26 protein-coding genes are annotated in these 23,910 nt (G+C 58.6%); 11 read left to right on the top strand and 15 right to left on the bottom strand.

Annotated elements, in window-relative coordinates; genetic code table 11:
* The first annotated feature begins 54 nt into the window (after nt 1-54).
* From parE to H7R73_RS02055, 3 genes are all read left to right on the top strand, one after another.
* Nucleotides 55-1,965, top strand: coding sequence for a DNA topoisomerase IV subunit B (gene parE, locus H7R73_RS02045; protein WP_042015440.1), 1,911 nt, complete (start codon nt 55-57; stop codon nt 1,963-1,965).
* Nucleotides 1,966-2,219: 254 nt separating this feature from the next.
* On the top strand, nt 2,220-4,514 hold the full coding sequence (gene parC, locus H7R73_RS02050; protein WP_103259433.1) for a DNA topoisomerase IV subunit A: 2,295 nt from the start codon (nt 2,220-2,222) through the stop codon (nt 4,512-4,514).
* Between the two features lie 166 nt (nt 4,515-4,680).
* On the top strand, nt 4,681-5,955 hold the full coding sequence (locus H7R73_RS02055) for an IS4-like element ISApu2 family transposase (RefSeq protein ID WP_011191341.1): 1,275 nt from the start codon (nt 4,681-4,683) through the stop codon (nt 5,953-5,955).
* 66 nt (nt 5,956-6,021) lie between these two features.
* On the opposite strand, the gene H7R73_RS02060 is transcribed toward H7R73_RS02055, so the two are convergent.
* The 7 genes from H7R73_RS02060 to H7R73_RS02090 all read right to left on the bottom strand — a co-directional run bounded on the left by H7R73_RS02060 (nt 6,022) and on the right by H7R73_RS02090 (nt 12,159).
* On the bottom strand, nt 6,022-6,558 hold the full coding sequence (locus tag H7R73_RS02060) for a hypothetical protein (RefSeq protein ID WP_182951461.1): 537 nt from the start codon (nt 6,556-6,558) through the stop codon (nt 6,022-6,024).
* Between the two features lie 141 nt (nt 6,559-6,699).
* Nucleotides 6,700-7,974: an IS4-like element ISApu2 family transposase gene (locus H7R73_RS02065; protein WP_011191341.1), complete on the bottom strand. Its 1,275-nt coding sequence runs from the start codon at nt 7,972-7,974 to the stop codon at nt 6,700-6,702.
* Between the two features lie 131 nt (nt 7,975-8,105).
* Nucleotides 8,106-9,137: an IS630-like element ISAhy2 family transposase gene (locus tag H7R73_RS02070; RefSeq protein ID WP_001809438.1), complete on the bottom strand. Its 1,032-nt coding sequence runs from the start codon at nt 9,135-9,137 to the stop codon at nt 8,106-8,108.
* Nucleotides 9,138-9,225: 88 nt separating this feature from the next.
* Entirely contained in the window at nt 9,226-9,597 is a 372-nt protein-coding gene (locus H7R73_RS02075; RefSeq protein WP_158657361.1) for a hypothetical protein, read from the bottom strand.
* Nucleotides 9,598-10,090: 493 nt separating this feature from the next.
* Nucleotides 10,091-10,465: a hypothetical protein gene (locus H7R73_RS02080; protein ID WP_103260890.1), complete on the bottom strand. Its 375-nt coding sequence runs from the start codon at nt 10,463-10,465 to the stop codon at nt 10,091-10,093.
* A gap of 148 nt (nt 10,466-10,613) precedes the next feature.
* Nucleotides 10,614-10,865: a hypothetical protein gene (locus H7R73_RS02085; RefSeq protein ID WP_182951718.1), complete on the bottom strand. Its 252-nt coding sequence runs from the start codon at nt 10,863-10,865 to the stop codon at nt 10,614-10,616.
* 388 nt (nt 10,866-11,253) lie between these two features.
* Entirely contained in the window at nt 11,254-12,159 is a 906-nt protein-coding gene (locus H7R73_RS02090) for a LysR family transcriptional regulator (RefSeq protein WP_103260888.1), read from the bottom strand.
* Between the two features lie 116 nt (nt 12,160-12,275).
* On the opposite strand from H7R73_RS02090, the gene H7R73_RS02095 reads away from it, so the two are divergent.
* From H7R73_RS02095 to H7R73_RS24085, 3 genes are read left to right on the top strand one after another with little or no spacing between them, the layout of a single operon-like run.
* Nucleotides 12,276-12,695 (top strand): ester cyclase, encoded by a 420-nt coding sequence (locus H7R73_RS02095; RefSeq protein ID WP_103260887.1) that lies wholly within the window; start codon nt 12,276-12,278, stop codon nt 12,693-12,695.
* Nucleotides 12,696-12,698: 3 nt separating this feature from the next.
* The gene (locus H7R73_RS02100) at nt 12,699-13,742 is read left to right on the top strand and encodes an SDR family oxidoreductase (RefSeq protein ID WP_103260886.1); all 1,044 of its coding nucleotides are present in this window, start codon (nt 12,699-12,701) and stop codon (nt 13,740-13,742) included.
* Nucleotides 13,743-13,766: 24 nt separating this feature from the next.
* The gene (locus H7R73_RS24085) at nt 13,767-14,024 is read left to right on the top strand and encodes a hypothetical protein (protein ID WP_197971170.1); all 258 of its coding nucleotides are present in this window, start codon (nt 13,767-13,769) and stop codon (nt 14,022-14,024) included.
* A gap of 558 nt (nt 14,025-14,582) precedes the next feature.
* Here the strand turns inward: H7R73_RS24085 and atcC are convergent.
* The 4 genes from atcC to atcJ are packed head-to-tail and all read right to left on the bottom strand — an operon-like array spanning nt 14,583 to nt 17,127.
* Entirely contained in the window at nt 14,583-15,485 is a 903-nt protein-coding gene (gene atcC / locus H7R73_RS02110) for a cold adaptation protein AtcC (RefSeq protein ID WP_103260885.1), read from the bottom strand.
* An 11-nt stretch (nt 15,486-15,496) separates the two neighbouring features.
* On the bottom strand, nt 15,497-16,264 hold the full coding sequence (gene atcB, locus H7R73_RS02115; protein ID WP_026035107.1) for a cold adaptation protein AtcB: 768 nt from the start codon (nt 16,262-16,264) through the stop codon (nt 15,497-15,499).
* Nucleotides 16,265-16,276: 12 nt separating this feature from the next.
* Nucleotides 16,277-16,819, bottom strand: coding sequence for a cold adaptation protein AtcA (atcA, locus tag H7R73_RS02120; protein ID WP_103260884.1), 543 nt, complete (start codon nt 16,817-16,819; stop codon nt 16,277-16,279).
* A gap of 23 nt (nt 16,820-16,842) precedes the next feature.
* Nucleotides 16,843-17,127, bottom strand: coding sequence for a cold adaptation protein ActJcold adaptation protein ActJ (gene atcJ / locus H7R73_RS02125; RefSeq protein WP_024943298.1), 285 nt, complete (start codon nt 17,125-17,127; stop codon nt 16,843-16,845).
* Nucleotides 17,128-17,394: 267 nt separating this feature from the next.
* Here atcJ and H7R73_RS02130 point away from each other — a divergent pair, with 267 nt between their 5' ends.
* Nucleotides 17,395-17,805 (top strand): EF-hand domain-containing protein, encoded by a 411-nt coding sequence (locus H7R73_RS02130; RefSeq protein WP_042014966.1) that lies wholly within the window; start codon nt 17,395-17,397, stop codon nt 17,803-17,805.
* A 76-nt stretch (nt 17,806-17,881) separates the two neighbouring features.
* On the opposite strand, the gene H7R73_RS02135 is transcribed toward H7R73_RS02130, so the two are convergent.
* The 4 genes from H7R73_RS02135 to H7R73_RS02150 are packed head-to-tail and all read right to left on the bottom strand — an operon-like array spanning nt 17,882 to nt 21,638.
* Entirely contained in the window at nt 17,882-18,406 is a 525-nt protein-coding gene (locus H7R73_RS02135) for a protein disulfide oxidoreductase (RefSeq protein ID WP_103260883.1), read from the bottom strand.
* A 3-nt stretch (nt 18,407-18,409) separates the two neighbouring features.
* Nucleotides 18,410-19,150 carry a DsbA family protein gene (locus H7R73_RS02140; RefSeq protein WP_010672791.1) on the bottom strand — a complete coding sequence of 247 codons (741 nt, stop codon included), beginning with the start codon at nt 19,148-19,150 and terminating at the stop codon, nt 18,410-18,412.
* A 10-nt stretch (nt 19,151-19,160) separates the two neighbouring features.
* Nucleotides 19,161-21,203 (bottom strand): protein-disulfide reductase DsbD family protein, encoded by a 2,043-nt coding sequence (locus H7R73_RS02145; RefSeq protein ID WP_103260882.1) that lies wholly within the window; start codon nt 21,201-21,203, stop codon nt 19,161-19,163.
* Between the two features lie 54 nt (nt 21,204-21,257).
* Complete coding sequence (locus H7R73_RS02150) at nt 21,258-21,638, bottom strand: hypothetical protein (RefSeq protein WP_103261193.1); 381 nt, start codon at nt 21,636-21,638, stop codon at nt 21,258-21,260.
* A 163-nt stretch (nt 21,639-21,801) separates the two neighbouring features.
* On the opposite strand from H7R73_RS02150, the gene H7R73_RS02155 reads away from it, so the two are divergent.
* From H7R73_RS02155 to pspG, 4 genes are all read left to right on the top strand, one after another.
* Entirely contained in the window at nt 21,802-22,530 is a 729-nt protein-coding gene (locus H7R73_RS02155; protein WP_039039739.1) for a 1-acylglycerol-3-phosphate O-acyltransferase, read from the top strand.
* A gap of 206 nt (nt 22,531-22,736) precedes the next feature.
* The gene (pspA, locus tag H7R73_RS02160; RefSeq protein ID WP_103260881.1) at nt 22,737-23,399 is read left to right on the top strand and encodes a phage shock protein PspA; all 663 of its coding nucleotides are present in this window, start codon (nt 22,737-22,739) and stop codon (nt 23,397-23,399) included.
* Between the two features lie 2 nt (nt 23,400-23,401).
* Nucleotides 23,402-23,608, top strand: coding sequence for a PspC domain-containing protein (locus H7R73_RS02165; protein WP_103260880.1), 207 nt, complete (start codon nt 23,402-23,404; stop codon nt 23,606-23,608).
* A 47-nt stretch (nt 23,609-23,655) separates the two neighbouring features.
* On the top strand, nt 23,656-23,874 hold the full coding sequence (gene pspG, locus H7R73_RS02170) for an envelope stress response protein PspG (RefSeq protein WP_010672797.1): 219 nt from the start codon (nt 23,656-23,658) through the stop codon (nt 23,872-23,874).
* Nucleotides 23,875-23,910 lie beyond the last annotated feature (36 nt).

The following is a 23,910-nucleotide window of genomic DNA, read 5'->3' on the forward strand; positions in this document are numbered from 1 at the left end:
CGGGCCCTCCCAGCGAGTAAGATTCCCCCCAAACGTCAATTCGCAAGGCCCTCCATGTCCACTCAATACAATGCGGATGCCATTGAGGTCCTCAATGGCCTTGAACCGGTGCGTCGCCGCCCCGGCATGTACACCGACACCACCCGGCCCAATCACCTCGGCCAGGAGGTCATCGACAACAGCGTCGACGAGGCGCTGGCGGGTCACGCCCGCAATCTGGAGGTGATCCTGCACGAGGATCAGTCCCTCGAGGTGATCGACGACGGTCGCGGCATGCCGGTGGACATCCACCCGGAGGAAGGGGTCTCCGGCGTGGAGCTGATCCTCTGCAAGCTGCACGCGGGGGGCAAGTTCTCCAACAAGAACTATCAGTTCTCCGGCGGCTTGCACGGGGTGGGGATCTCCGTGGTGAACGCCCTCTCCGATCGGGTCGAGGTGACGGTGCGCCGGGACGGCCAGGTCTATGACATCGCCTTCGAGCGGGGCGACAAGGTGTCTGATCTGACCATCACCGGCACCTGCGGACGCCGCAACACCGGCACCCGGGTGCGCTTCTGGCCAGAGGCGCGCTACTTCGATTCGCCGCGCTTCTCGGTCTCCAAGCTCGAGCACCTGCTCAAAGCCAAGGCCGTGCTCTGCCCGGGCCTCACCATCAAGTTCCTCGACAAGAACACCGGCATCAAGTTGGAGTGGTGCTACGAAGACGGCCTCAAGGATTACCTCATCGATGCGGTCAAGCAGTTCACCTGCCTGCCGGAGCAGCCCTTCGTCGGCTCTTTCAGCTCCGAGCAGTCGGCGGTGGACTGGGCCCTGTGCTGGTTGCCGGAAGGGGGCGAATGCCTCGCCGAATCCTATGTGAACCTCATTCCCACCGCGCTCGGTGGCACCCATGTCAACGGCCTGCGCCAGGGGTTGCTCGACGCCATGCGCGAGTTCTGCGAGTTCCGCAACCTCTTGCCCCGCGGGGTCAAGCTGACCCCGGAAGACATCTGGGATCGCTGCGCCTACATCCTCTCCATCAAGATGCAGGACCCGCAGTTTGCCGGCCAGACCAAGGAGCGTCTGTCGTCCCGCCAGAGCTCGGCCTTCGTGTCGGGCGTGGTGAAGGATGCCTTCAGCCTTTACTTGAACAGCAACACCGAGCTGGCCGAACAGCTGGCGGAGCTCTGCATCTCCAGCGCCCAGCGCCGGATGCGCGCCGCCAAGACGGTGGTGCGCAAGAAGATAACCCAGGGCCCGGCCCTGCCCGGCAAGCTGACCGACTGCGGCTGCGCCGACCCCATGCAGGGGGAGCTCTTCCTGGTGGAGGGTGACTCCGCGGGCGGCAGTGCCAAGCAGGCGCGGGATCGCGAATTCCAGGCCATCATGCCGCTTCGCGGCAAGATCCTGAACACTTGGGAGGTGGAGGCCGGTCAGGTGCTCGCCTCGCAAGAAGTACACGACATCTCGGTGGCCATCGGGCTTGATCCCGATTCCGACGACCTCAGTGGCCTGCGCTACGGCAAGGTGTGCATCCTGGCGGATGCGGACTCGGACGGTCTGCACATCGCTACCCTGCTCTGCGCCCTCTTTGTGAAGCACTTCCGCACGCTGGTGGAGAAGGGCCATGTCTATGTGGCCATGCCGCCCCTCTATCGTATCGACATCGGCAAGGAGGTCTTCTACGCCCTCGACGAGGACGAGAAGAACGGCGTGCTGCAGCGGGTCGAAGCCGAGAAGAAGAAGGGCAAGGTGATGGTGACCCGATTCAAGGGCCTGGGTGAGATGAACCCGAAACAGCTGCGGGAAACCACCATGGATCCCAACACCCGCCGCCTGGTGCAACTCACCATGGGCGCGGAAGGGGGGGCAGAAGGGGAAGATGGGGACGAGACCCTGCAGCTGATGGACATGCTGCTGGCCAAGAAGCGCGCCGGTGATCGTCGCGAATGGCTGGAAGAGAAGGGCAACCTCGCCATCATCTAAAGCGAGTCGCAAGTACCCCACCCCGGCCCTCCCCTTCGCAAGGGGAGGGGGCCAAGCCTCTCCTCCCCTCATGGAAGGAGAGGTTGGGAGGGGGTCTTGTGATTCACCGTCGGCCCCCTGCCGACCCGCATTTCCGGCGTGCCCTCTGAGGGCGTGCCATAGCAAGAGAACAACCTTATGAGTGATGCTATCGAGCTCAGTCTGTTGGATGAAGTAGAGCGCCAACCAGCTCCCGAACCGAAAGAGATAATCACATGAGTGATGCTATCGAGCTCAGTCTGGACGGGGTAGAGCGCCAGCCAATGCGCACCTTTACCGAACAGGCTTACTTGAACTACTCCATGTACGTCATCATGGATCGGGCCCTGCCGCACATCGGCGACGGCCTCAAGCCCGTGCAGCGGCGCATCATCTACGCCATGAGCGAGCTGGGGTTGTCGGCGCTCTCCAAGCACAAGAAATCCGCCCGTACCGTGGGTGACGTGCTGGGTAAATATCACCCCCACGGCGACAGCGCCTGTTACGAAGCCATGGTGCTGATGGCCCAGCCCTTCTCCTACCGCTACCCGCTGGTGGACGGTCAGGGTAACTGGGGTGCGCCGGACGATCCCAAATCCTTCGCCGCCATGCGTTATACCGAGGCGCGGCTGTCGCGCTTCTCCGAGCTGCTGCTCTCCGAGCTCGGCCAGGGCACGGTGGAGTGGACGCCCAACTTCGACGGCACCATGAAGGAGCCGGTGGTGCTGCCCGCCCGCCTGCCGCACATCCTGCTCAACGGGGTGACCGGTATTGCGGTAGGCATGGCGACCGATATCCCGCCCCACAACGCGCGGGAAGTGGCTCATGCCTGTGTGGAACTGCTGGATAATCCCAATGCCGGCCTGGATGCCCTGATGGCCCATGTGCAGGGGCCGGACTACCCGACCAACGCCGAGATCATCACGCCGCGCGATGACATCCGCAAAATCTACGAGACCGGCAAGGGCTCCATCAAGCAGCGGGCGGTGTGGAGCGAGGAGGATGGCGACATCGTCATCACGGCGCTGCCTCATCAGGCCTCAGGCGCCAAGATCATGGAGCAGATCGCCTCCCAGATGGTGGCCAAAAAGCTGCCGATGGTCACCGATCTGCGCGATGAGTCGGACCACGAGAACCCGACCCGTCTGGTGATCGTGCCGCGCTCCAACCGGGTGGACGTAGAGGGGCTGATGGCCCACCTGTTCGCCACCACGGACTTGGAGAAGAACTACCGGGTCAACCTCAACATCCTGGGTCTGGACAACCGGCCCCAGGTCAAAGACCTCAAAACCATCCTCACCGAGTGGCTGAGTTTTCGCCGTGAGACGGTGCGCCGCCGCCTGCAGTATCGCCTCGACAAGGTGCTGGCTCGCCTGCACATTCTCGAAGGTTTGCTCATCGCCTACCTCAACATCGACGAGGTGATCGAGATCATCCGCACCGAAGAGGAGCCGGGCCGGGTGATGATGGAGCGCTTCAACATCAGCGAGACCCAGGCCGAGGCGATCCTCGAGCTCAAACTGCGCCACCTGGCCAAGCTCGAAGAGTTCAAGCTGCGCGCCGAGCAGAACGAACTGGCGGAAGAGCGCGACAAGCTGGAACTGATCCTGGGTTCCGAGCGCCGTCTCAGCACCCTGCTCAAGAAAGAGATCCTGGCGGACGCCGAGAAGTACGGCGACGATCGCCGTACCCCGCTGGTGGAGCGTGCCACCGCCGTGGCCCTGACCGAGAAGGAGCTCACCCCGAGTGAGCCGGTGACCGTGATCCTCTCTGACAAGGGCTGGGTGCGCGCCGCCAAGGGCCACGACGTGGATGTGGAGGGCCTCTCCTACAAGGCGGGGGACGGTTATCTGGCCCACGCCCATGGCCGCAGCAACCAGCAGGCGGTGTTCCTCTCTACCCTGGGACGTACTTACTCGCTGGAGGCCCACACCCTGCCCTCTGCCCGCAGTCAGGGCGAGCCGCTCACCGGTCGCTTCGCGCTGGGGGCCGGTGAAGAGGTGCGTCATCTGGTGATGGGCAATGAAGGCGAGCCGTATCTCATTTGCTCCGACGCCGGTTACGGCTTCGTCTGCCAATACGACGACCTGACGGCCAAGAACAAGAACGGCAAGGCGCTGCTCACCGTGCCGGAAGGGGGCATCGTCATGGCGCCCCAGAGGATAGGCGCGCCGGAGACCGATCTCTGCATGGCCATCTCCAACGAGGGGCGCATGTTGCTGTTCCCGCTCAATACCCTGCCGGTACTCGGCAAGGGCAAGGGCAACAAGCTCATCAGCATCCCCTCTGCTCGCGTGAAGGCGCGGGAGGAGTTTGTGGTGATGGCCGCCGTCATCCCGCAAGGCCAGTCGGTGACCCTGTTTGCCGGCAAGCGCAAGCTCACCCTCAAGCCATCTGACCTTGACTACTACCGCGGCGAGCGCGGCCGCCGTGGCGCCAAGCTGCCCCGCGGCTTGCAGCGAGTCGATCGCATCGAGATTGAACCCGCCGCCGGCGCCGAGTCGGCAGCCGGGGAAAATCAGGAAGGGTAATTAATAAAGAAGGGCGCGAAAGCGCCCCTTTTTTATGTGGAAAAATATTTTTCATATCCGCTGTACATGTACAGGATCTTTAGCTACAACCAATTGAAATAGATAGAAAAAAGGCTTCGTTTGTGATCTGATTTAATCGCAAAAAAAAACCGACACGCCCGAAGCCATGACTATTATCAATGCAACCCAGTACCTCAAGCAACTTCTTAGCTCTTCTGAACTCAACCGGATCGGTAAATTTACCGGTTTTTGTCAGCGACTCCGGGATATCCAGCCTGCGAGACTACTCCCGGCTCTGCTCTCAGGGCTTGGTTGCGACAAGGTGGATGGTATTGCTGGTTTGCATCGCCATTTCAATGCGTTGCAGCTCCATGATACTGACCAAATAGCGTATAAACCCTTTCACAACCAGTTACGCAAGCAGGGTTTTCCCTTGTTCATGCGCGCACTGGTTGAACGAGCCATCGCCTTACGCCTCAAGGAGTGTCTACCGGACGCCCACGGACTGGCAGGCTTTGAGCAGGTACTGCTGCAGGACGGGTCGTCATTCGCGTTACATCCGCAATTGGCAGAACATTTCCCGGGCCGATTCAATAAGCACAGCCCCGCTGCGGTAGAGTGTCATATGACCATGTCCTTGCTGGACCAGTCGCCGATATCGATGAGTATCACGGCGGATACCGAATCGGAGCGCAAGCATCTTCCGGCCGCAAATTCGTTAAATAACAAACTGTTATTGGCGGATGCCGGTTACATCAGCCGCGAGTACTTTGCTGATGTGACCAAAGCCAAAGGAAGCTATCTGGTCAGAGGGAGTCAAAATCTCAATCCCAAAGTACAGGCAGCTTACCGACAGGACGGCAGGGAAATGCCCAAGTTACTCGGAAAAAAGCTCAAGGATATCGATCGGAGAAGCTGCAGAGCCGAGGTTCTGGATCTGGATGTGAGTTCGGGAAAGTATAAATATCGACTCATAAGACGTTGGTTTGCAGAGGAAAAACGGTTCTGTATATGGATGACCAATCTTCCGCGTGAGCGATGGCCAGCCGAGAAGGTGATGGCATTGTATCGTTGCCGTTGGCAGATCGAACTGTTGTTCAAAGAGCTGAAATCACATAACCGGTTGAAGGCGTTCGCGACACGACAAAAAGCGATAGCGGAAGGCTTGATCTGGGCTAGTTTGCTGGCCTTGCTGGTCAAACGTCGGCTGGCGCTGACGCTGATTGGCAGCGCGGAGTTATCGATGCTGAAGATTGCCAAAAACAGCGCGCTTTGGTTAATGCCGATATTGGCGAGCATCATCCATGGTGCGTGGCAGGAAATAACAGAGAAGTTGGAGTGGGCAATGGTGTATTTATCCAAAAACGGCAAAAAGAGTAGGCAGAGAAAATCCAAGCAAAACAACACGTTAGACGGTATTATTAATTCGCTTGCCGCTTAAGGTTCTGTACATGATCCGCTGTAAGGTCATCGTCATCGATAGACCCTCACAATGTATATGGTCAGTTTAATCTTCGGAGTGATTATGACGTTTTTTAGAATTTTCCTTTACTGACCAAGAGAGGATCTCCGAGTTTTTCAGTGTAAATCTTGTATGATCTATCTCTAGGTACATATCTTTACCTAGGCGGGATAATATTTTTGCATTGGTAAGAACACATTGTTTTTCAGGTGTGACCTTAGATATCAGGCCTAAGGTCAGTACTGTGTTGCAACCCTCGTTGTTTAAAATTATTGATTCTGTGTCTATAGAACCAAATTTGTATATTTCCATCACTCTCTCTGGGATTCTATAGAAAAGTTCAAAAGATGAGAAAACCACATAAAATGCAATGGCGCCTAATGCAGGGTAATATATCACCCCTTTAATTCCTTTAGGCTTGGCCGTTACGAGAATATTGGTGAGAACAATAAACCCAACTACAATGGGACCAACTAAAGCAGGAGAGCCTTTACTTGTACTTAAGTTTGAAACTGATATAGACAGTACAAAAAATATTGGAATGAATGCTAGGAGAGCGCAAACGAAGGAAGAAAAAATCATTTTTGATGTTTCTTCTAATGATTTTTTCTTACTTAGTGTTGACCTCTTCCAAATAATTAAGTAGGAGGTGATTATCACAAATATGAAATATGGAATTGAAATGAGCCAGCTTAATGTGAGGATTGCTACATGTACAGAACCTTAAGCGGCAAGCGAATTAATAATACCGTCTAACGTGTTGTTTTGCTTGGATTTTCTCTGCCTACTCTTTTTGCCGTTTTTGGATAAATACACCATTGCCCACTCCAACTTCTCTGTTATTTCCTGCCACGCACCATGGATGATGCTCGCCAATATCGGCATTAACCAAAGCGCGCTGTTTTTGGCAATCTTCAGCATCGATAACTCCGCGCTGCCAATCAGCGTCAGCGCCAGCCGACGTTTGACCAGCAAGGCCAGCAAACTAGCCCAGATCAAGCCTTCCGCTATCGCTTTTTGTCGTGTCGCGAACGCCTTCAACCGGTTATGTGATTTCAGCTCTTTGAACAACAGTTCGATCTGCCAACGGCAACGATACAATGCCATCACCTTCTCGGCTGGCCATCGCTCACGCGGAAGATTGGTCATCCATATACAGAACCGTTTTTCCTCTGCAAACCAACGTCTTATGAGTCGATATTTATACTTTCCCGAACTCACATCCAGATCCAGAACCTCGGCTCTGCAGCTTCTCCGATCGATATCCTTGAGCTTTTTTCCGAGTAACTTGGGCATTTCCCTGCCGTCCTGTCGGTAAGCTGCCTGTACTTTGGGATTGAGATTTTGACTCCCTCTGACCAGATAGCTTCCTTTGGCTTTGGTCACATCAGCAAAGTACTCGCGGCTGATGTAACCGGCATCCGCCAATAACAGTTTGTTATTTAACGAATTTGCGGCCGGAAGATGCTTGCGCTCCGATTCGGTATCCGCCGTGATACTCATCGATATCGGCGACTGGTCCAGCAAGGACATGGTCATATGACACTCTACCGCAGCGGGGCTGTGCTTATTGAATCGGCCCGGGAAATGTTCTGCCAATTGCGGATGTAACGCGAATGACGACCCGTCCTGCAGCAGTACCTGCTCAAAGCCTGCCAGTCCGTGGGCGTCCGGTAGACACTCCTTGAGGCGTAAGGCGATGGCTCGTTCAACCAGTGCGCGCATGAACAAGGGAAAACCCTGCTTGCGTAACTGGTTGTGAAAGGGTTTATACGCTATTTGGTCAGTATCATGGAGCTGCAACGCATTGAAATGGCGATGCAAACCAGCAATACCATCCACCTTGTCGCAACCAAGCCCTGAGAGCAGAGCCGGGAGTAGTCTCGCAGGCTGGATATCCCGGAGTCGCTGACAAAAACCGGTAAATTTACCGATCCGGTTGAGTTCAGAAGAGCTAAGAAGTTGCTTGAGGTACTGGGTTGCATTGATAATAGTCATGGCTTCGGGCGTGTCGGTTTTTTTTTGCGATTAAATCAGATCACAAACGAAGCCTTTTTTCTATCTATTTCAATTGGTTGTAGCTAAAGATCCTGTACATGAGGATTGCTAAATAACTGATCCCAATAGTGCTACACCTTCGCTGTGCCATAGCCATTCCCCGGGAAAGGAGACACGGTATCCATGAAGTGTTTCACTCGGGCCAGCAGGTTTGCCATCCCTCTGCATTGATGATTGCGCGTGATGGTTTCATGTAACTTGTGCCATAGCCGTTCTATGTGATTAACCCAAGGGCTGTAAACTGGCTGGAACACCAGGCAGAACTTGGGATTCTTCTTCAACCATCGCTCGGTCTGTTTGCTTTTGTGAATGATGTAGTTATCGAGGATCAACGTGATGGTTTTGGCTCGTCGGTAGTGGTGGCGCAGCTTTTCCAGCATGGCAATAAACAGCGATGAGTTTTTCTTGATCCCGCTGACGTAAAGTACCCTTCCGTTGCCTGCGTGGAGAACGCCTGCCAGATAATGCTTGGCATTCTGCCCCGGTGTGACAACCCGCTTTTGCTGCGCTCTGAACATCCAGTCGGCTCCTAATTTGGGATTGAGGTCTATATCGACTTCATCCTCATAAAACACCGGATTATCGGCATCACAGCGGGCCAGCGCGGCGTCGATATTCGCCATTTTTTCCTGATAGGCTGGGTCTTTTATCCGCAAGGTCGGCACGGGCCTGCGCCAGACAATGCCCATACGAGGTAACCATCGGCGGAGCGTGGAGGCTGCCACATTTAGCCCTGTTAACCGATTGATTTTTATAGCCAATAGTTCAGTACACCAACGGCTGCGCTGATAACCAAAATCTTGCGGAGAAAACTGCATGAGCAGCACCAGTAAGGTGACAATCTTGGCGATAGGTAAGACTGGGGCACGGCCAGCCGGTAAGGCTTCTAGCGCATCTATGCCTTCATCTCGATACCACCGAAGCCAACGACCGATGGTCGAGCGCGCAGCGCCGGTAAGGTGATGAACATCGGTGATCGTGCGTCCTTCATGTAACAGCAAGATGGCCATCAAGCGACGAGCATGTCCTTTATCACGGGTGGCATGGATGATTTTGTGAATGCGGCGCCGTTGTGGTCGTGGCAGAGGTGGTAGGATAGGCATCAACTCAGTCCTTTGGGTGTGGCTTGTTTTGTTTAGCGACTAATCAGATCGCACAAACTGGACTGAGTTCCCTTCCTCCGGTGATCTACTATTCGGAACAGCTATTTAGAAATCCATAGAGGGATAATATTGGCAGTCCAAACCACAGTGCCGTTTTGTAAAGTATTTTATGCCCATATTCATCCTCCCAGTTACTCTTTATTGGTGATTCATTAGCCCAAGTATTAGACCAAAATAAACCTGGTAATATCAGGATTGTAATAAATAGGATGACTATGATCATTGCTGTGATTGATGCAGCAGCAAGCAGTGTGACTGATGATTTGAAATCAAAATCAGGCATGTATCCTATATTTGCATAGTAATAAACAAATATTGCGCCACCGAACAGTAGAAATCCTGACCAAAATATAGAGGCTAAGTTTCCATAAGCATATTCTTTCAATTTATCACTATCCATATATACACCTAGATTATGCTGATTATGCATGTTTATCTGAAATGTAGATTAATAGCATGTAAAGAGAGTAGGGTTCAATAAATAGGATAAGTTACACGGCCGTTAGGTCTGATTAATGAAGCGTAATCAGACAATAGTGAAAACCAGTGATTGTTTTTCTGTAGGGATTCCAACTGCTCTCTATATCCATAGCCACCGAGATTGCGGTGTGGACGATTACGCTTCGCTAATCGACCCTACGCGTTCCTGCTTGATTTAACGCTCTGCTGCTTGTCGGTGGCTTCTGTTGTGAGGGTTTGTTCCCCCTCATATCCGACCCTTCTCCCCTTATCTATGGCAAAGAGTGGGAGAAGGGAGCCCAGATCGCAGCAATTTTGGAATGCGTGACAGCTACACCGGTTGGCTGGCGGGATACGATCCCCTCTCCTCTTGGGAGAGGGTGAGGGGAGGCGCCGCTGGGTACAATAAGCCAGGGGAATGGCAACGCCGCCAATCAGTTGTCGAAGTTCCACTCGATGGGCAGCTCAAGATCGAAAACAAGCTGATCCCCGTCGAGGGTGAAGGCCACGCTGGTCTGGTGCTGGTCGTATTCGTCGATAAGGCGGCAGCTCTCGGAAAAGTTGGATTCGTAGCCGAGGCGGGCAGTGCCGCCGGTGCGAGCCTCGTCGAGTTCCACCCCCAGCACCCGCAGGGGATCCTTCTGGCTGAGCTTGACCCGGCTGTCACCCACATCCACCAGCCGCTCCAGCAGGGGGAAGAAGTCCTGCTTGTTGGCCTCGATGGCCTGGGCGATGGCTTGCTCCAGCTCGGTGGCGCTGGCAAGGGCGGGATCCAGCGTGTAGCGGGTCTGGATGCTTTCCTGAGTCATATTGTGCTCCTTGGGGCAATGAACCTGCGTCGGCCATCAGCACGATAGGCGGTGAATAAGGCGAACCTAGCCATTAAATAAGGTGGCGATTCATTCTGGTGGATAAAACCATCACAAAAAACCGATGAAGGCAGCATATTGCTTCTCATCAGGTGGGAATGCGGCCATTGCGCACCAGGGCCCGGCGGATATTTTTGCACATCTTGCCGAAGCGGTTGAGCTCGTCGAAGTTGGGCGGGATGCCGCGATCGATCTGATATTGCCAGTAGCAGAGGTCCGTATCCACCAGCTCCATCAGCTTCTTGGGGCAGCCGATGCAGGTGTTGTCCGGCCCGCATTTGAAGGTATCCGATTGATAGAGCGGAAATTCCGCCTTCACGGCGTCGATGATCTGCTGCATGGCGGTCATGCGGTCCGGCTTTCTGCTCACGCCTGGCTCCCCGGCGGCTTGTATGGGGGAGTCATTATATCCCTGCCAAAAACGGGACCAATTAGGCTAACGAGGTAGTCCGACCAGGATGTCCGCCGGCCAGACACCGCAACACCCGGCGGGCCGGGCGTTGTGATGCGACAGGATGGCGGCGAACACGCGCCCTAGAAGTCGTGTCAGAGGGGCCAGCCGAGCAATGTGCTCGAGTACGGCGGGACCCAGAAGTTAGTCATTAGCATTGATAATGGTCATAGGCTTCGCGCGTGTTGATTTTGTGTGGCGATAAACGAGATCACAAACGAAGTGTTTTTATATCTATTTCAATTGGTTGAATCTGAAGGTCCTGTATATGACGCACTCATTTCGGCGCGTCTCCCAAGAGGTGATCTTCGACACTGCTCATGGAAAGGGCTTCAATAAGAACCTTCTCCAGGATGACAAAAAAACATTTTATGTGAGCCTGTTTCAATACCTGCGGCCGGGTCACCAGATAGACCTCCATATCTGGAAGCTGGAGTTCCGGGAACAATCCGATCAGACCCTTCGCCAGAATACGGGGCAGCACCGCCACGCCCATACCTCGCCTCACCGATTCGAGTTGAACAGCGAACGAGTTCACGCTGATCGGCGTGTGGTCCAGACCTGCGGCCTTTGCCGCACGCATTTGAGGCAACATGTCCAGCGGAGGAAGCAGGCCAATATTGACCGCAGTGGCTGGAGTCAGCCCCGGAAACCGCTTCAGATAAGCTGCATCGGCGAAGACACCATAAGCGAGCCTGTCTATGAAGCGATAAATAAGCGAAGGTTCGCCCAGATGAGTCGTGCGTACAGCAATGTCTGCGGCGCCGCGGACGATCTTGTGAAAATCGGCTGTGACCAGCAACTCCACCGAGCATCGCGGATGCAGAGTGGTGAAGCGACTCGCGGCCTCCAGCACGCAAGACGAGAACCCCTCTCCTGCACTGACCACGATATTGCCAGATAGCACGGTGTGCGGTTCGGACATGCCCGTCACGGTTTGACGTCTCAAGCCTGCTTCTGCAGCCAGGGCAACGTCCACGAGGGATTGGCCTCGCGGGGTCAATCTGCATCCTTCAACTCCCCGCTCGACGAGTGGCTCGCCCAGTGCGCCTTCAAGCTGAGTCAGCCGTCGCGCCACAGTAGAGGCTGCGATCCCCAGCAATTGGCCAGCCTGAAGAAAGCTGCCACGTCGCGAGACTGCCAACAACAGGCGAAGATCGTCCCAGTTTGCTTGCAAAGCCATGCTCCATATCTTGCCTGATCTGCAAATTTGCAAAGCCATTATGCAGTAGTCGCTGTTTTTAGATAGCGGCGTCAACGGTATATCTACACTCCCTCGAAAAGAATGGAATGGACTGTATGACAACTGGTTCCAATGGCTATGCGGCATGCGCCGCCAGCGCCTTTAATCGCCGAGACCTGGAGGCGATGCTTGCACTGGTTTCCGAAGACGTTATCTACTTCGATGGCATAGGGATACAAACAGGTCGTGAGGCCATGCAGAAGCGAGAGCTGGCGCTACTCGAAGCATTCCCTGATGCCCAAGTGATCTTGAGCCCATTTGTTGTCACTGACGATCGTTTGGCACTGATCGTCTTCCTGACCGGCACCTTCACTGCACCATTAGTGCTGTCGGACCGGGTGATTCCACCTCATGGGCGCCACATTACCTTGTATTACGCCGCACACCTGACCTTCAGAGACGGCTTGGTCATACGTGAAGAAGTTTTCTTCGACAGTGTGGTATTGATGCCGTTAGCCGACCAGATTGAGGGGTGATGCATGCATAACACATTTGTCACTGGCGCGACCGGCTTGCTGGGCAACAACCTGGTGCGTGAATTGGTCGCTCGTGGTCACGCAGTCAAAGCCCTGGTTCGTTCAAGAGCCAAAGGTGAACAACAGTTCAAGGATTTGCCGGGTGTGGAACTGGTGGTGGGTGACATGGCTAATGTCGATGCGTTCGCTGCGTCGCTACAAGGCTGTGATACGGTGTTCCACACTGCAGCGTACTTTCGCGACTGCTACAAGGGCGGCAGTCACTGGGAGGAGCTCGACAAGATTAATGTGTCAGGTACACGGAACCTGCTTGGCCAGGCCTACAGCGCTGGCATAAGACGGTTTATCCATACGTCTTCCATTGCCGTGCTCGACGGCGCACCCGGCACGTCAATTGATGAAAGCTGTCTGCGGGCCGACGCTGACGCGGATGACTATTACCGCAGCAAGATCCTCGCCGACCGTGTCGTCCTGTCGTTTCTGGAAGCCCATCCCGAGATGCATGCCTGCATGGTCCTGCCTGGCTGGATGTGGGGTCCTGCCGACATTGGTCCGACCTCCTCGGGACAGTTGGTCAACGATGTCGTACGCGGCAAATTGCCCGGACTGATCCCCGGTAGCTTCTCCGTTGTCGATGCTCGCGATGTGGTATTTGCGCTGATCGCTGCAGCCAAGTATGGGCGCCGGGGTGAGCGCTATCTCGCTGCGGGCCGGCATATGACAATGCGTGAGCTGATACCTGTTCTTGGGCGCATCGCTGGCGTCAAGACACCCGTTCGACAACTGCCGCTGCCCTTTTTATATGCCTTGGCGGCGGTGCAGGAGGTCTACGCGCGTATTACTGGCAAGTCCATTCTGCTGAGCATGGCTACGTTGCGCCTGTTGATACGAGAAAAGGACCGCACCTGTTTCAATCACGGCAAAAGTGAGCGAGAACTTGATCTGCGTTTCCGGGCGTTGGAGCAAACCATCACCGACACAGTGGTGTGGTACCGTGATCACGGTTGGTTTGGAACACATCAGGACAAGGGCGTAAACGGACAGTGAGACAGTGAGCAGAAAATAATCCTGATGCGTCACGGCCAGCCAAAGCTGGCCGGAACCGACAAAATGTCAGCGCTCGAGATGAAAGATTGGATCGAGCAGTACGACAGTTCCGACATTACCAAGTACCCCGTCCCGGATGCCAGCAGGCAACTCGCCGCCACCGCCAAGGTAATAGTCTCGAGCAACTTGCCTCGCGCGCTGACCTCAGTCCAGGCTCTCGGCCTGAAGCCCGCCCTCATCGACGGGCTATTTTGTGAAGCGCAACTGCCTTATGGCCACTAGATACTGCCACGGCTATCGCCGTTTGCCTGGGCGTTTATCCTGCGAATTTTATGGTTGTGGGGTTACTCACACAGAGTCGAATATGTCGGCACTGCGAAGATGCGCGCCAGCACGGCAGCTCAACGACTTCAATCCCTTGCCAGCGAAGGACCGGTGCTGCCGCTCGGTCATGGCTTTATGAATCGAATGATCGCCAGACAACTGGAGGCAGATGGATGGACTCGCCAAACAGGTAACGGCAGCCAATATTGGAGTGCGACTGTATATCAAAATGACAGTATTTAAGAGGTGAGCGCTTCTGTTATACAGAGATCGGCGACCCCCCTTCGAAATTGACTGGGCCGATACGGGTATGGTTGCAATGACCTGCGAGCGTTCCGAGAGGAGCGCTCGACGCCTTACAATTGGGTTGGTTGTACGTTGGTGCTTATATAGGGGCGTGTTCTATTGGCAGTGCTTGTTCGGCGGCGGCTACTGCCAGGCAGATAGCGCAACGCCCGGCAAGCCGGGCGTTGTGGGAGGAGAGGCAAGTGCCGTCCTGCAAGGGGGTATGGCCCCTTAGAAGTCGTGGTAGAGGGGCCAGCCGAGCAGGGGGTGGCGGATCCCGGCGCGCATCTCCATGTTGTCGAGCTTCTCCGGCGAGGCGTCCTCTTTTTGCAACTGCTGGTACTGACGCACAAACCCCAGGGTATGCAGCAGGTTGGGCACAAAGCCCGGGCTCAGCTCCTGACGCAGGGCGGCGGCCATGTCGGCGGGCAGCGCGCTCAGCATCCGGGTGAGCTGGGCGGCGAGGTAGTCGGTGTCGTACCAGCCCTCGTCGAGCTCAATCTCCCGCGCCAGCTTGCGCTTGAGATCCTGCTTCACCTTGAGGGGGGCGGCGCCACTGCCCTTGCCGCAGAGGATGCGGTAGAGCAGGGCCTCGGCCAGCTTGTCCTCCATGGTGGGGTGGTCGCTCTCGCAGGCGAAGAAGTGCTGGTCGATGAGCGCCATCAGGCGGCTCTTGTTGTGCTCGGTCAGCGCCTTCTCGTACTCCTGCCACCCTTGCCACTCCTCCACATCGGGGGGGCTGGAGATCTTGTCCAGCAGGCGCGCATCCACGTCACCGTATAGGCTGTTGCCAGCCTGCTTGGGGCTGACGGTGATGAGCATGGACCAGCCCTTCTGGAACGGCTTGATGGGGCCTTCCGGCGCCTGCAGCAGGGCCAGGGCCTTGGCCGGGTCCCGTTGGGAGAGCTCCTGCAGACCGAGGCTCACCACGCCGATGACGTCGTGGGCGGCCTGCTCCAGCAGGTGCATCTTGTACTTGTTGTAGTACTTGTCGGCGAATTTGAGGCTCATCAGCACCGCCTTGCCCTTGATGGCGGCGAGCTGCTGCTGACTCAAGAGTTCGTTGTCGCGGCCAAAGCGCAGCACCTGGGTCAGAAAGGGGCCCTGGTTGGCATCGCGAATGACTAACTGCATGAATGGGCTCCTTAATCCAGAAAGCTGAACATGTCGTCGACGTCACCGTACTCGTCTTCCTCGACCTTGTTCTTCTCTTTGGCCTGCATCACCAGCTCGGCGGCAAACTTGTTGATGATGCCGTCCCAGGTGGAGTGCTCGTTGCGCAGCAGCGACTTGATGGATTTTTCCACCTCGGGGGCCAGCTCGCGAATGAGCATCAAGAGGCTGCGCGGGTCGTCCAGCGCATAGTCGTGGCTGTCTTCGGCCTGCTGGCGCTCGCTGTAGCGCAGGGACTCTTCGAGATCTTCCTCTTCGGCGTGCAGCACGTCGCGATAGCCTTCGTCCTCTTCATAGCGATCGCCGCGATAGAACTCGATAAAGGGGATGGCGAGGTAGAAGAGACCGGCCGGATCTTCGGCCACGCACTCGAGGATCTCCCGCTGCTTGGCCTCGCTATCCTGGGTGCGGATCAGGTAGTTGAGGAAGTCGAAGGTGTGCTGTTGCAGCTCGTCGGCGTTGTTCTTGATCGCCTCTTCCCAGTAGAGGGGCTGCTGGCAGACGATGTCGCGGATCCGCTCCGGGGTCATCAGCTCGGAGATGATGGAGGGGAAGGAGATGTCGTGCTGGCCGTTGATCTGGGTCAGGGTAACGATATCAATGTTTTCAATCACTTCTGCCAGCTGGTCGTCAGACATGGTCTTGGCGATCAGCTCGAACTTCTCGCTGGCCTGCTTCGGCTCGATGACGGCCAGCTCTTTGATCTCGATGGCGGTAATTTCTATCAGACTGTTGCTCATGCCTTGCCCCAATTAGAAACGGACTTCGTCGTACATATCCTGCTCGCCCTGGTCGTCGCCATAGCGGTCGCTGCCGCCGTGGTAATCGGCGTCGGCATCTTCCCCGTCTTCCTCTTCTTCGTCCCGCAGCTCATAGTCGTCATCACCGCGGTGGCTGCCGCGGGGCAGCGGGTTGTCCAGCAGGAACAGCACGGCGCAGGCTTCCATCAGCTGATCTTCGCTCTGGGCCCGCACCGCCTTGACCAGCGGCAGGATGGCGTTGTTGAAGCCGACGCTCACCTTGAACTCGTCCCAGGAGGGCTGCTCGCCGCTGGCGAGCCACTTGTTCCACTGCGACTTGGCCTTGGGCGGGAACTGCACCCGGCCATAGAGGGCAAGCGGCAGGTATTCGGGCATGAACTCCAGCATGCTCATGTCGGCCAGCAGCAGGCTCTTCATCTGGTCGGTGAACTGCTCGAGCCCCTTGGGGTCATCCTGATCCCGGTAGGATTCGATGTTCTCGCTGGCATCGCTTTGCAGGGCCTTGAGCCGTGCCTGGTCCCATTTTTTTTGCATAGTCGCTCTTCTTGCCTGGTGGCTCAGGGGTAGAACTGGTCCCACATCTCCTGCATGGCAGCAGCGGGATCGGTCACGATGACGTTGTTGAAATCCTTGATAAAGGCGGCCCGCTGTTTCGGATCGGACAGCACTTCATAAGCCTGCTTTACCTGGTGCAGCCGGGCGGCTGCCTGCTCTTTCTCTTCTTCGCTCGCCCCGTGCAGCTTGTCGGGGTGGTACTGGTTCGACAGCCGTCGATAGGCTTTTTTGATGTCGTTTTCACTGGCGTTGGACTTGACGCCCAACACCCGGAAGTAGTTGTTCATGACGGATCCTGCCTCACTGGCATGGTGGAATTCATCCTGTGTCGACCTGGTGGCGCAACGTCGGCAAACCAGGCTCGGCAAAAACCGGAGATTTTAACGGAAAGCCGGCGCCTCTGCCATGAAAGTGCGGTCTTTCTGTACGAAAAGAGTGGGCGGTGCGAGATGGCGGCGGGGCTACACTGGCAGAGGGGGGCGGCAGGCCCCGGCGTTGCCCGGCCCCCTCTTGTCCGAACCATCCGGATTCTGCCGTCACAAGGAGTCATCGCCATGGTCAAGTCCGCGTTTTTCGTGCTCGCGCTGGCAGGCAGTGCCGCCTCTGCCAGCGACATATTGCCCGCCTCGCCGCTGATGGGGGATGTCACCAGGGCCCAGTTCATGGAGCGCGCCGCCCAGCGCTTCGCCCTGCAGGACAAAAACGGTGACGGCGTGCTGTCGGTTGCCGAGAAAGAGGCCAACCTGGCAAAGCTGGCTGGCGTGATGCAGCAGGCAGGCAAGCCGGTCCCGGAGCGGATGAGCCAGCTCAAGCCGTCGCGGGAGACCACCAGGGCCCAGTTCATGGCGCGGCAGGAGGCGCTCTTCACTCGCCTGGACAAGAACGGTGACGGAGTGATCGGGGAGTCTGAGCGTCTCGACATCAAGGCCAATCTGGAGAAACGGGCGATGGAGGCCGCCCAATAGGGCGGGTTGTCAGCCCTCTGATGAAAAAGAGCCCGGTAGCGATACCGGGCTCTTTGCATCTCTGGCATGAAGGGGGCTACCAGCTTGCCCAGAGCAGCCGCAACCTGAGCCCCCAGGCGCTGCTCCAGCCGGTGGTGCTGCTCACCAGAGCCCCATCCTTGATGACGAGGAAGGTTGGCGTCACCCCCACCTGCCAGCGGGCGGCCAGATCCCCGGACTCGTCGTTGTGGGTGGGGAAGGTCAGCCCCTTCTTCGTCATCCCGGCGCGCAATTGCTCATCGCTGCCGGAGCGCAGGGCCACCGTCAGCACATTTTCGCCCTCCTGCCAGAGCTGCTCCACCGTGGGAGTGGTGAAGCGGCATACCCCGCACCAGCTGGCCCAGTAGTAGACCAGCAGGGGCTTGCCGCGGCTCTGCTCGGCCAGCGTGGTGGTGGTGCCGTCCTGCAGGGTGAAGGGGGCCTCCATGGCACCCGCCGGCAGGGTGGGGCTGCGCCACAGATCCACCAGGGTGGTGATGACGAGCGCCATCAGCAGCAGCCAGAGCGCCTCCTTGCCCCAGCGGCGCCAGCGGGGGGCCTTTATGCCTGCATCCTCGGCCATGGCTTAGCTCCGCTTGGCCAGCTCGGCTTTGACCAGCTGCTCCAGCTCGTCATAGGGAATGGCACCCGGCACCAGCTGGTTGCCGATAAGGGTCGCCGGGGTGCCTTGCACGCCCAGCAGGGTGCCGATGCGCAGGCTGTTGCGCAGCTCTTCGGTGGCCTTGCCTGCGGGCTTGAGGGTCAGGTTGTCGGTGGCGGCCAGCGCCTTGTTGATGTCCGTCTCGGTCAGCATCCCCTGCTTGCTCATGAGCTTGTCGTGCAGGGGGAGGAAGCGGGCAGGATCCTGTTGCCACAGGGTCAGGCTGTACTGGGCTGCCTTGGCGGAGGTCTGCCCCTTGAACGGCAGCAACTTGATCACCAGCCCCAGATCGTCCGGATAGGCCGCGAGCAGCTTGGCGACCGCCGGGTCGAACTGCTTGCAGTAGGGGCAGTTGTAGTCGGTGAACAGCACCAGGGTCAGCTTGGGATGCTTGGCGCCGAGGCGCGGGCTGGTGGGGCTGTTGAACAGCACGTCCTGGTTGCCCTTGATGAAGTCACCCATCTGGGCCTGCTGGGTCGCGGCGTTCTGCTTCTCCCAGGATTCGGCTGCCTCGTCGAGGATCCCGGGGTTGGCGATCAGGGTCTCGCGAATGAGCTCCTTGATGCGGGCCTCCTGCTCCGGGGTGAAGGGGGCGGCGTGCAGCGTGGGGGTGCCCAGGGTGGCGGCGACCAGGGCGGTGCAGAGGGTCAGGGTTCGCAGTCTCATGGCATTCTCCTTAGAAATGGGTGGCATCGGCCTGAACGAGGCCGGCCTTGTGCAAGCTGTCGAGCAAGTCGGCCTTGTCCAGCAGGGGAGAGAGGACCTCTCCTTCCGGCAGGCCGGGCCCGTAGATCTGGTTGAAGGGAACGGCGGCGGCGCCACGCTGGCGCAGGAAGACGGAGATGGCATCGCTCGGCCGGCTCCAGTCGCCGCGAAGGGCTACCACGTCCGGGGCCGACAGGGCGCGCTGCACCTCGTCACGCAGCAGCACGTTGTATTTGTTGGCCTTGCAGGTGACGCACCAGTCGGCGGTGACATCCACGAAGACCCGCTTGTTCTGGGCCAGGGCGTCGGCGATGGCCTGTTCGGAGAGCGGCTGCCAGGCGATGCGATCGACGCTGCCACTCCCTTTCACCGTGAGGGCGCCCCCCAGCAGCAGGGCGCCGCCGATGAGTGCCGAGAGGGAGAGGGCCAGCGTGAAGCCGCGCAGGCCATAGCGCCAGAGGATGCCCATCAGCAGCGCCAGCACCATGGCGGCCATCAGCCAGCCGGTGGCCGTGGTGCCCAGATGGTTGCCAAGCAGGCTCGCCAGCCAGAGGCTGGAGCCCAGCATCATCAGCCCGAGCAGGATGCGCAGTCGCTCCATCCAGCGCCCCGGTTTGGGCAGCCAGAGGGCAAGGCGCGGCAGGGCCGCCACCAGCAGCCAGGGCAGGCTCATGCCAAGGCCGAGGGCCGTGAAGATGAGCCAGAGCTGGCCGAGGGGCGCCGCCAGTGCAAAGGCCACCGCGGTGCCGAGGAAGGGGGCCGAGCAGGGGGTCGCGAGCAGGGTGGCGAAACTCCCTTGCAGGAAGTGACCGCCGAGCCCCTCGCCGCCGCGGGTGGCGAGGCGAGTGTTGAGGTTGCTGGGCAACCTTATCTCGAACAGCCCCAGCAGGTTGGCGCAAAACAGCAGGGTCACCGCCACCATGAAGCCGATGAAACCAGCGCTCTGGAACTGGATCCCCCAACCTACGGCCCCTTGTGTGGCGCGCAGCAGGCTGCTCATGGCTGCCAGCACCCAGAAGGAGGTGATTATCCCGGCGCTGGCGGCGAGGAACTGCTTGCGCACGCCTCCTTGTTCGCGCTCCTGCTGCTGCAGCACGGTGCCAAGTTTCAGAGCCAGCACCGGCAGCACGCAGGGCATCAGGTTGAGGATGAGACCGCCGAGCAGCGCTGCCCCCAGCAGCCAGAGGAGTGGCTGCCCCGGGGCCGGCAGGGCGAGGGGATCGGCGATGGTGGCGCGGGTCTGCCAGGCCTGCTCGCCGCTGGTGAGCAGCAGGCCGAGGGATTGGCCACGCAAGTCAGGGGCATCCCCCTGCCAGCCATCGCTGACCGGCACCCGGGCAATCAGGGTGGTGCCGCTTACCTCGAGCGCGGGCTTGCCGAACTCGGCCCCCTCCAGCGCATCGATGAAGAGCGCAGGTTCCTGCCAGCCTTCTGCCCGCTCGGCCCGCAGTTGCAGCTGGTTATGCTGGTAGCCGAGCTCGACCCGGGTGTCGGCGGGCAGCGTCTGTGGCAGGGTGCTCATGGCCCGGGCCCAGGCGAAGTCAAAACCGGCCGGCGCCTGCCCATCCGCCGCCAGGGTGAAGGGATAGTCGGTCAGGATGCACACATTGCTGCAGGTGGAGAGGCGCAAGGTGCCCTTGAGCGGCTGCCCGGCCGGGTAGCTCAGGCTCAGGGGGAAGCGTACCTGCTCCTGATAGCCCTGGGTGTTGAGCCCGGCCACCTCGAAGGGGCGCGGCGTGGGCCAGTGCCACTGGAAGTCGCCGACCGGCTCATCCCACAGGATCTGGGGCGCAATGCCCCCTTCACCCGGGCTGTGCCAGTAGGTCTTCCAGCCTGACGCCAGCTGGACATCGAGCAGGATGCGGGTCTGATCCGGGACGCTGCGGTCGGCTTGCAGCCTGACCTTGGCGTGACTGTTCTGGGGGCGGGTGAGCCACCCCGTATCGCTGGCCAATCCGCTGGATTGCCACAGCAGGCTGCCCAGTAGCAGGGCCGCCTTGAAGAGATTCGACATGTGTTGGGTCTCGCAAAAAATGAGTGACAGCAGGCTGAAAAAGCGCGGCTGAACTCATTCCCGCCAGACGCAGAGGGTGAGGTGCAGTCGCCGCTCCGGCGGCGAGACATTGATGGGGGGAGGCAGTGCCGGCGCGCGCCGTGACAGGGGCACCAGCAGGGCAATCACGAAGGCGATGGCGAAGAAGAGTTGCTCCACGCACAGCAGACTGGCGGCGCTCAGCCATTTGCCGTTGAGCTGGCAGCTGTTGGGCTGCACACTGGCGGGCGTGCCCTTGTCAGCCTGGTCGTCGGCTGAGGCGAACTGGGGCAGGGTCTGGCAACTCACGGCGTGATCGAGCAGGGCGAGGCGGGCCAGCGGCTGGGCAGCGCAATTGAGCACCAGCAGGCAGACCAGCAGCAGGAGTCGTGTCGCCGCGCGTTGTTGCAACATCATGCTCGCCCCGTTCATCAAGATGGCCACATCCTAGCGGGCAATGGCGGGTGGGGCAAGCCGGGGTGACCGGTGACGTCCGGGGCTGGTCGGTTCTGTCTGGCGAACGCTTGTTCGCTAAAAGGGGGACCAGTATACTGCGCCGAGTCAAATTCCGAGGTGTTCGATGCTCAAACTTGCCCGTGTGCTGCTGCTGGCACTGCTGCTCGTCTTCTGGTTCCTGTTCGGCCTGTTGCTTTGTCTGGTGCGCCCGCGCCACCCGAACAACGTCTATGTCTTCGCCCGCATGTATCATGCGGTCTGCCCGCTGATCGGCCTCAAGGTCCGGGTGACGGTGGCCGACGAGGTCAAATCGGTGGGACCTGCGGTCTACGTCTGCAATCACCAGAGCAACTACGACATCTTCACCGTGACCGGCGCCGTGCAGCCCGGCGTGGTGGCGGTGGGCAAGAAGAGCCTGCTGTGGCTCCCCTTCTTCGGTCTCATCTTCTGGCTCTCCGGCAACGTGCTGATCGACCGCTCCAACCGCTCCCGCGCCATCGGCACCATCGGCCAGGTGGTGGATCGCATCAAGCATCGCGGCACCTCCATCTGGATGTTCCCGGAGGGGACCCGCTCCCAGGGGCGTGGTCTGCTGCCGTTCAAGGCGGGGGCCTTCCACACTGCCGTCCAGGCCGAGGTGCCGGTGGTGCCCATCGTCTGCTCCAGCTACTTCGGTCAGGTCGATCTCAACCGCTGGGACAACGGCGAGGTGCTGCTGGAAGTGATGGCCCCGGTGTGCAGCAAGGAGCACGGCGCCGCCGGCATCCGCGAGCTCTCCGACACCTGCCGGGAGAAGATGGAAGCCAAGCTGGCGGAGCTGGATGGCAAGCTTGGCCATCGGCCGGCGGCCTGAGCCCGGTTGCAGAGAAGAGAGGGAGCCGCTGGCTCCCTTTTTTATTGGTGAAAATCACCATCTTGTTGGTTTTTTTCACCACTCTGTATCCGGTGAACATCCATCGTTAACTTTCATCTATTTGTAAATAAAAGAAAAAATATTCTGGCACGGCTCTTGTAATGTCATGGGAAGAGAGTGACACCCCATCAACAAGGAGCCAGACCATGAGCGTATTCAGCCGCCTGACCGACGTGATCAATGCCAACCTGCACAGCCTGCTCGACAAGAGCGAAGAGCCGGAGAAGATGCTGCGGCTGATGATCGAGGAGATGGAGCAGGTCCAGGTCGAGATGAGAACCCAGGCCGCCCGCGTCATCGCCGAACAGAAACAGCTGGAGCGCCATCAGCAGGCGCTGCGCAACCAGATCCAGGAGTGGGCAGCCAAGGCCGGACTCGCCATCCAGAAGGGCCGCGAAGATCTGGCCCGTGCCGCCCTCACCGAGAAGCTGGCGGAGATGAAGCAGTGCGAGCGGCTGGAAGAGGACAAGGCGCGGGTGGCCGAAGTGCTGGCCCAGCTCACCGCCGACAGCGAGCGACTGGCGGCCAAGCTGACCGAGGCGCGGGAGAAGCAGAAGATGCTGACCCTGCGCGAACAGACCGCCCACAGCCGCATCCGCGCCCGTGCCCAGGTGGACAACCAGCGCATGCACGAGCTGGTGGCCCGCTTCGACGGCTTCCAGAACCGTGTCGATCAGCTGGAGGCCCAGCTGGAGGCGGCGACCCTGGGGCAGAACCCGTCCCTCGAGGCCCAGTTCCGCGAGCTGGAGCTGAACGACGAGATTGAGCGGGAACTGGCCCGGCTCAAGGGTCAGAAGGTGGAGGCATAACCATGACACCCTGGCCCAAGGATCTCGCCCATCGCAAGCTGACCGGGGTCTGCGCCGGTCTTGCCAGAGGGCTGGGGGTGTCCAGAGTGACTGTGCGGGTGGTGGCCCTGCTCGCCCTGATCCTGATGCCGCCGCTGGCCCTGGCGCTCTATCTGGTGGGGGTGCTCGTCATGCCTCCCCACCGTGAACTTCAACGCTGGCTGGGGTGATCTCCGGATCGCCCCGTCGGCAAGTGCAAGCCCGTGAGGAGCACAACATGCTGGAATTTATCGTCTTGATCCTGGTGCTGATCGGCATGGCGCTGACCGGATTCACCGTGCTGGCCATGCTGCTGGTGAGCGGGGTCTTCGTGCTGTTTGGCGCCCTGGCCGGCATGTTTGCCCTCATCATCAAGCTGGCGCCCTGGTTGCTGGTGGTGTTGGTGGTGTGCTGGCTACTCAGCAACAGGCGCAAGCAGTCGAACACCTACCGTTAAGCCTCCCTGATTTCGCATCCTTCCTTGGCCACTGCT

Origin of the sequence: Aeromonas sp. WP2-W18-CRE-05, assembly GCF_014168615.1 — a bacterium.
Taxonomy (GTDB): Bacteria; Pseudomonadota; Gammaproteobacteria; order Enterobacterales; family Aeromonadaceae; genus Aeromonas; species Aeromonas caviae.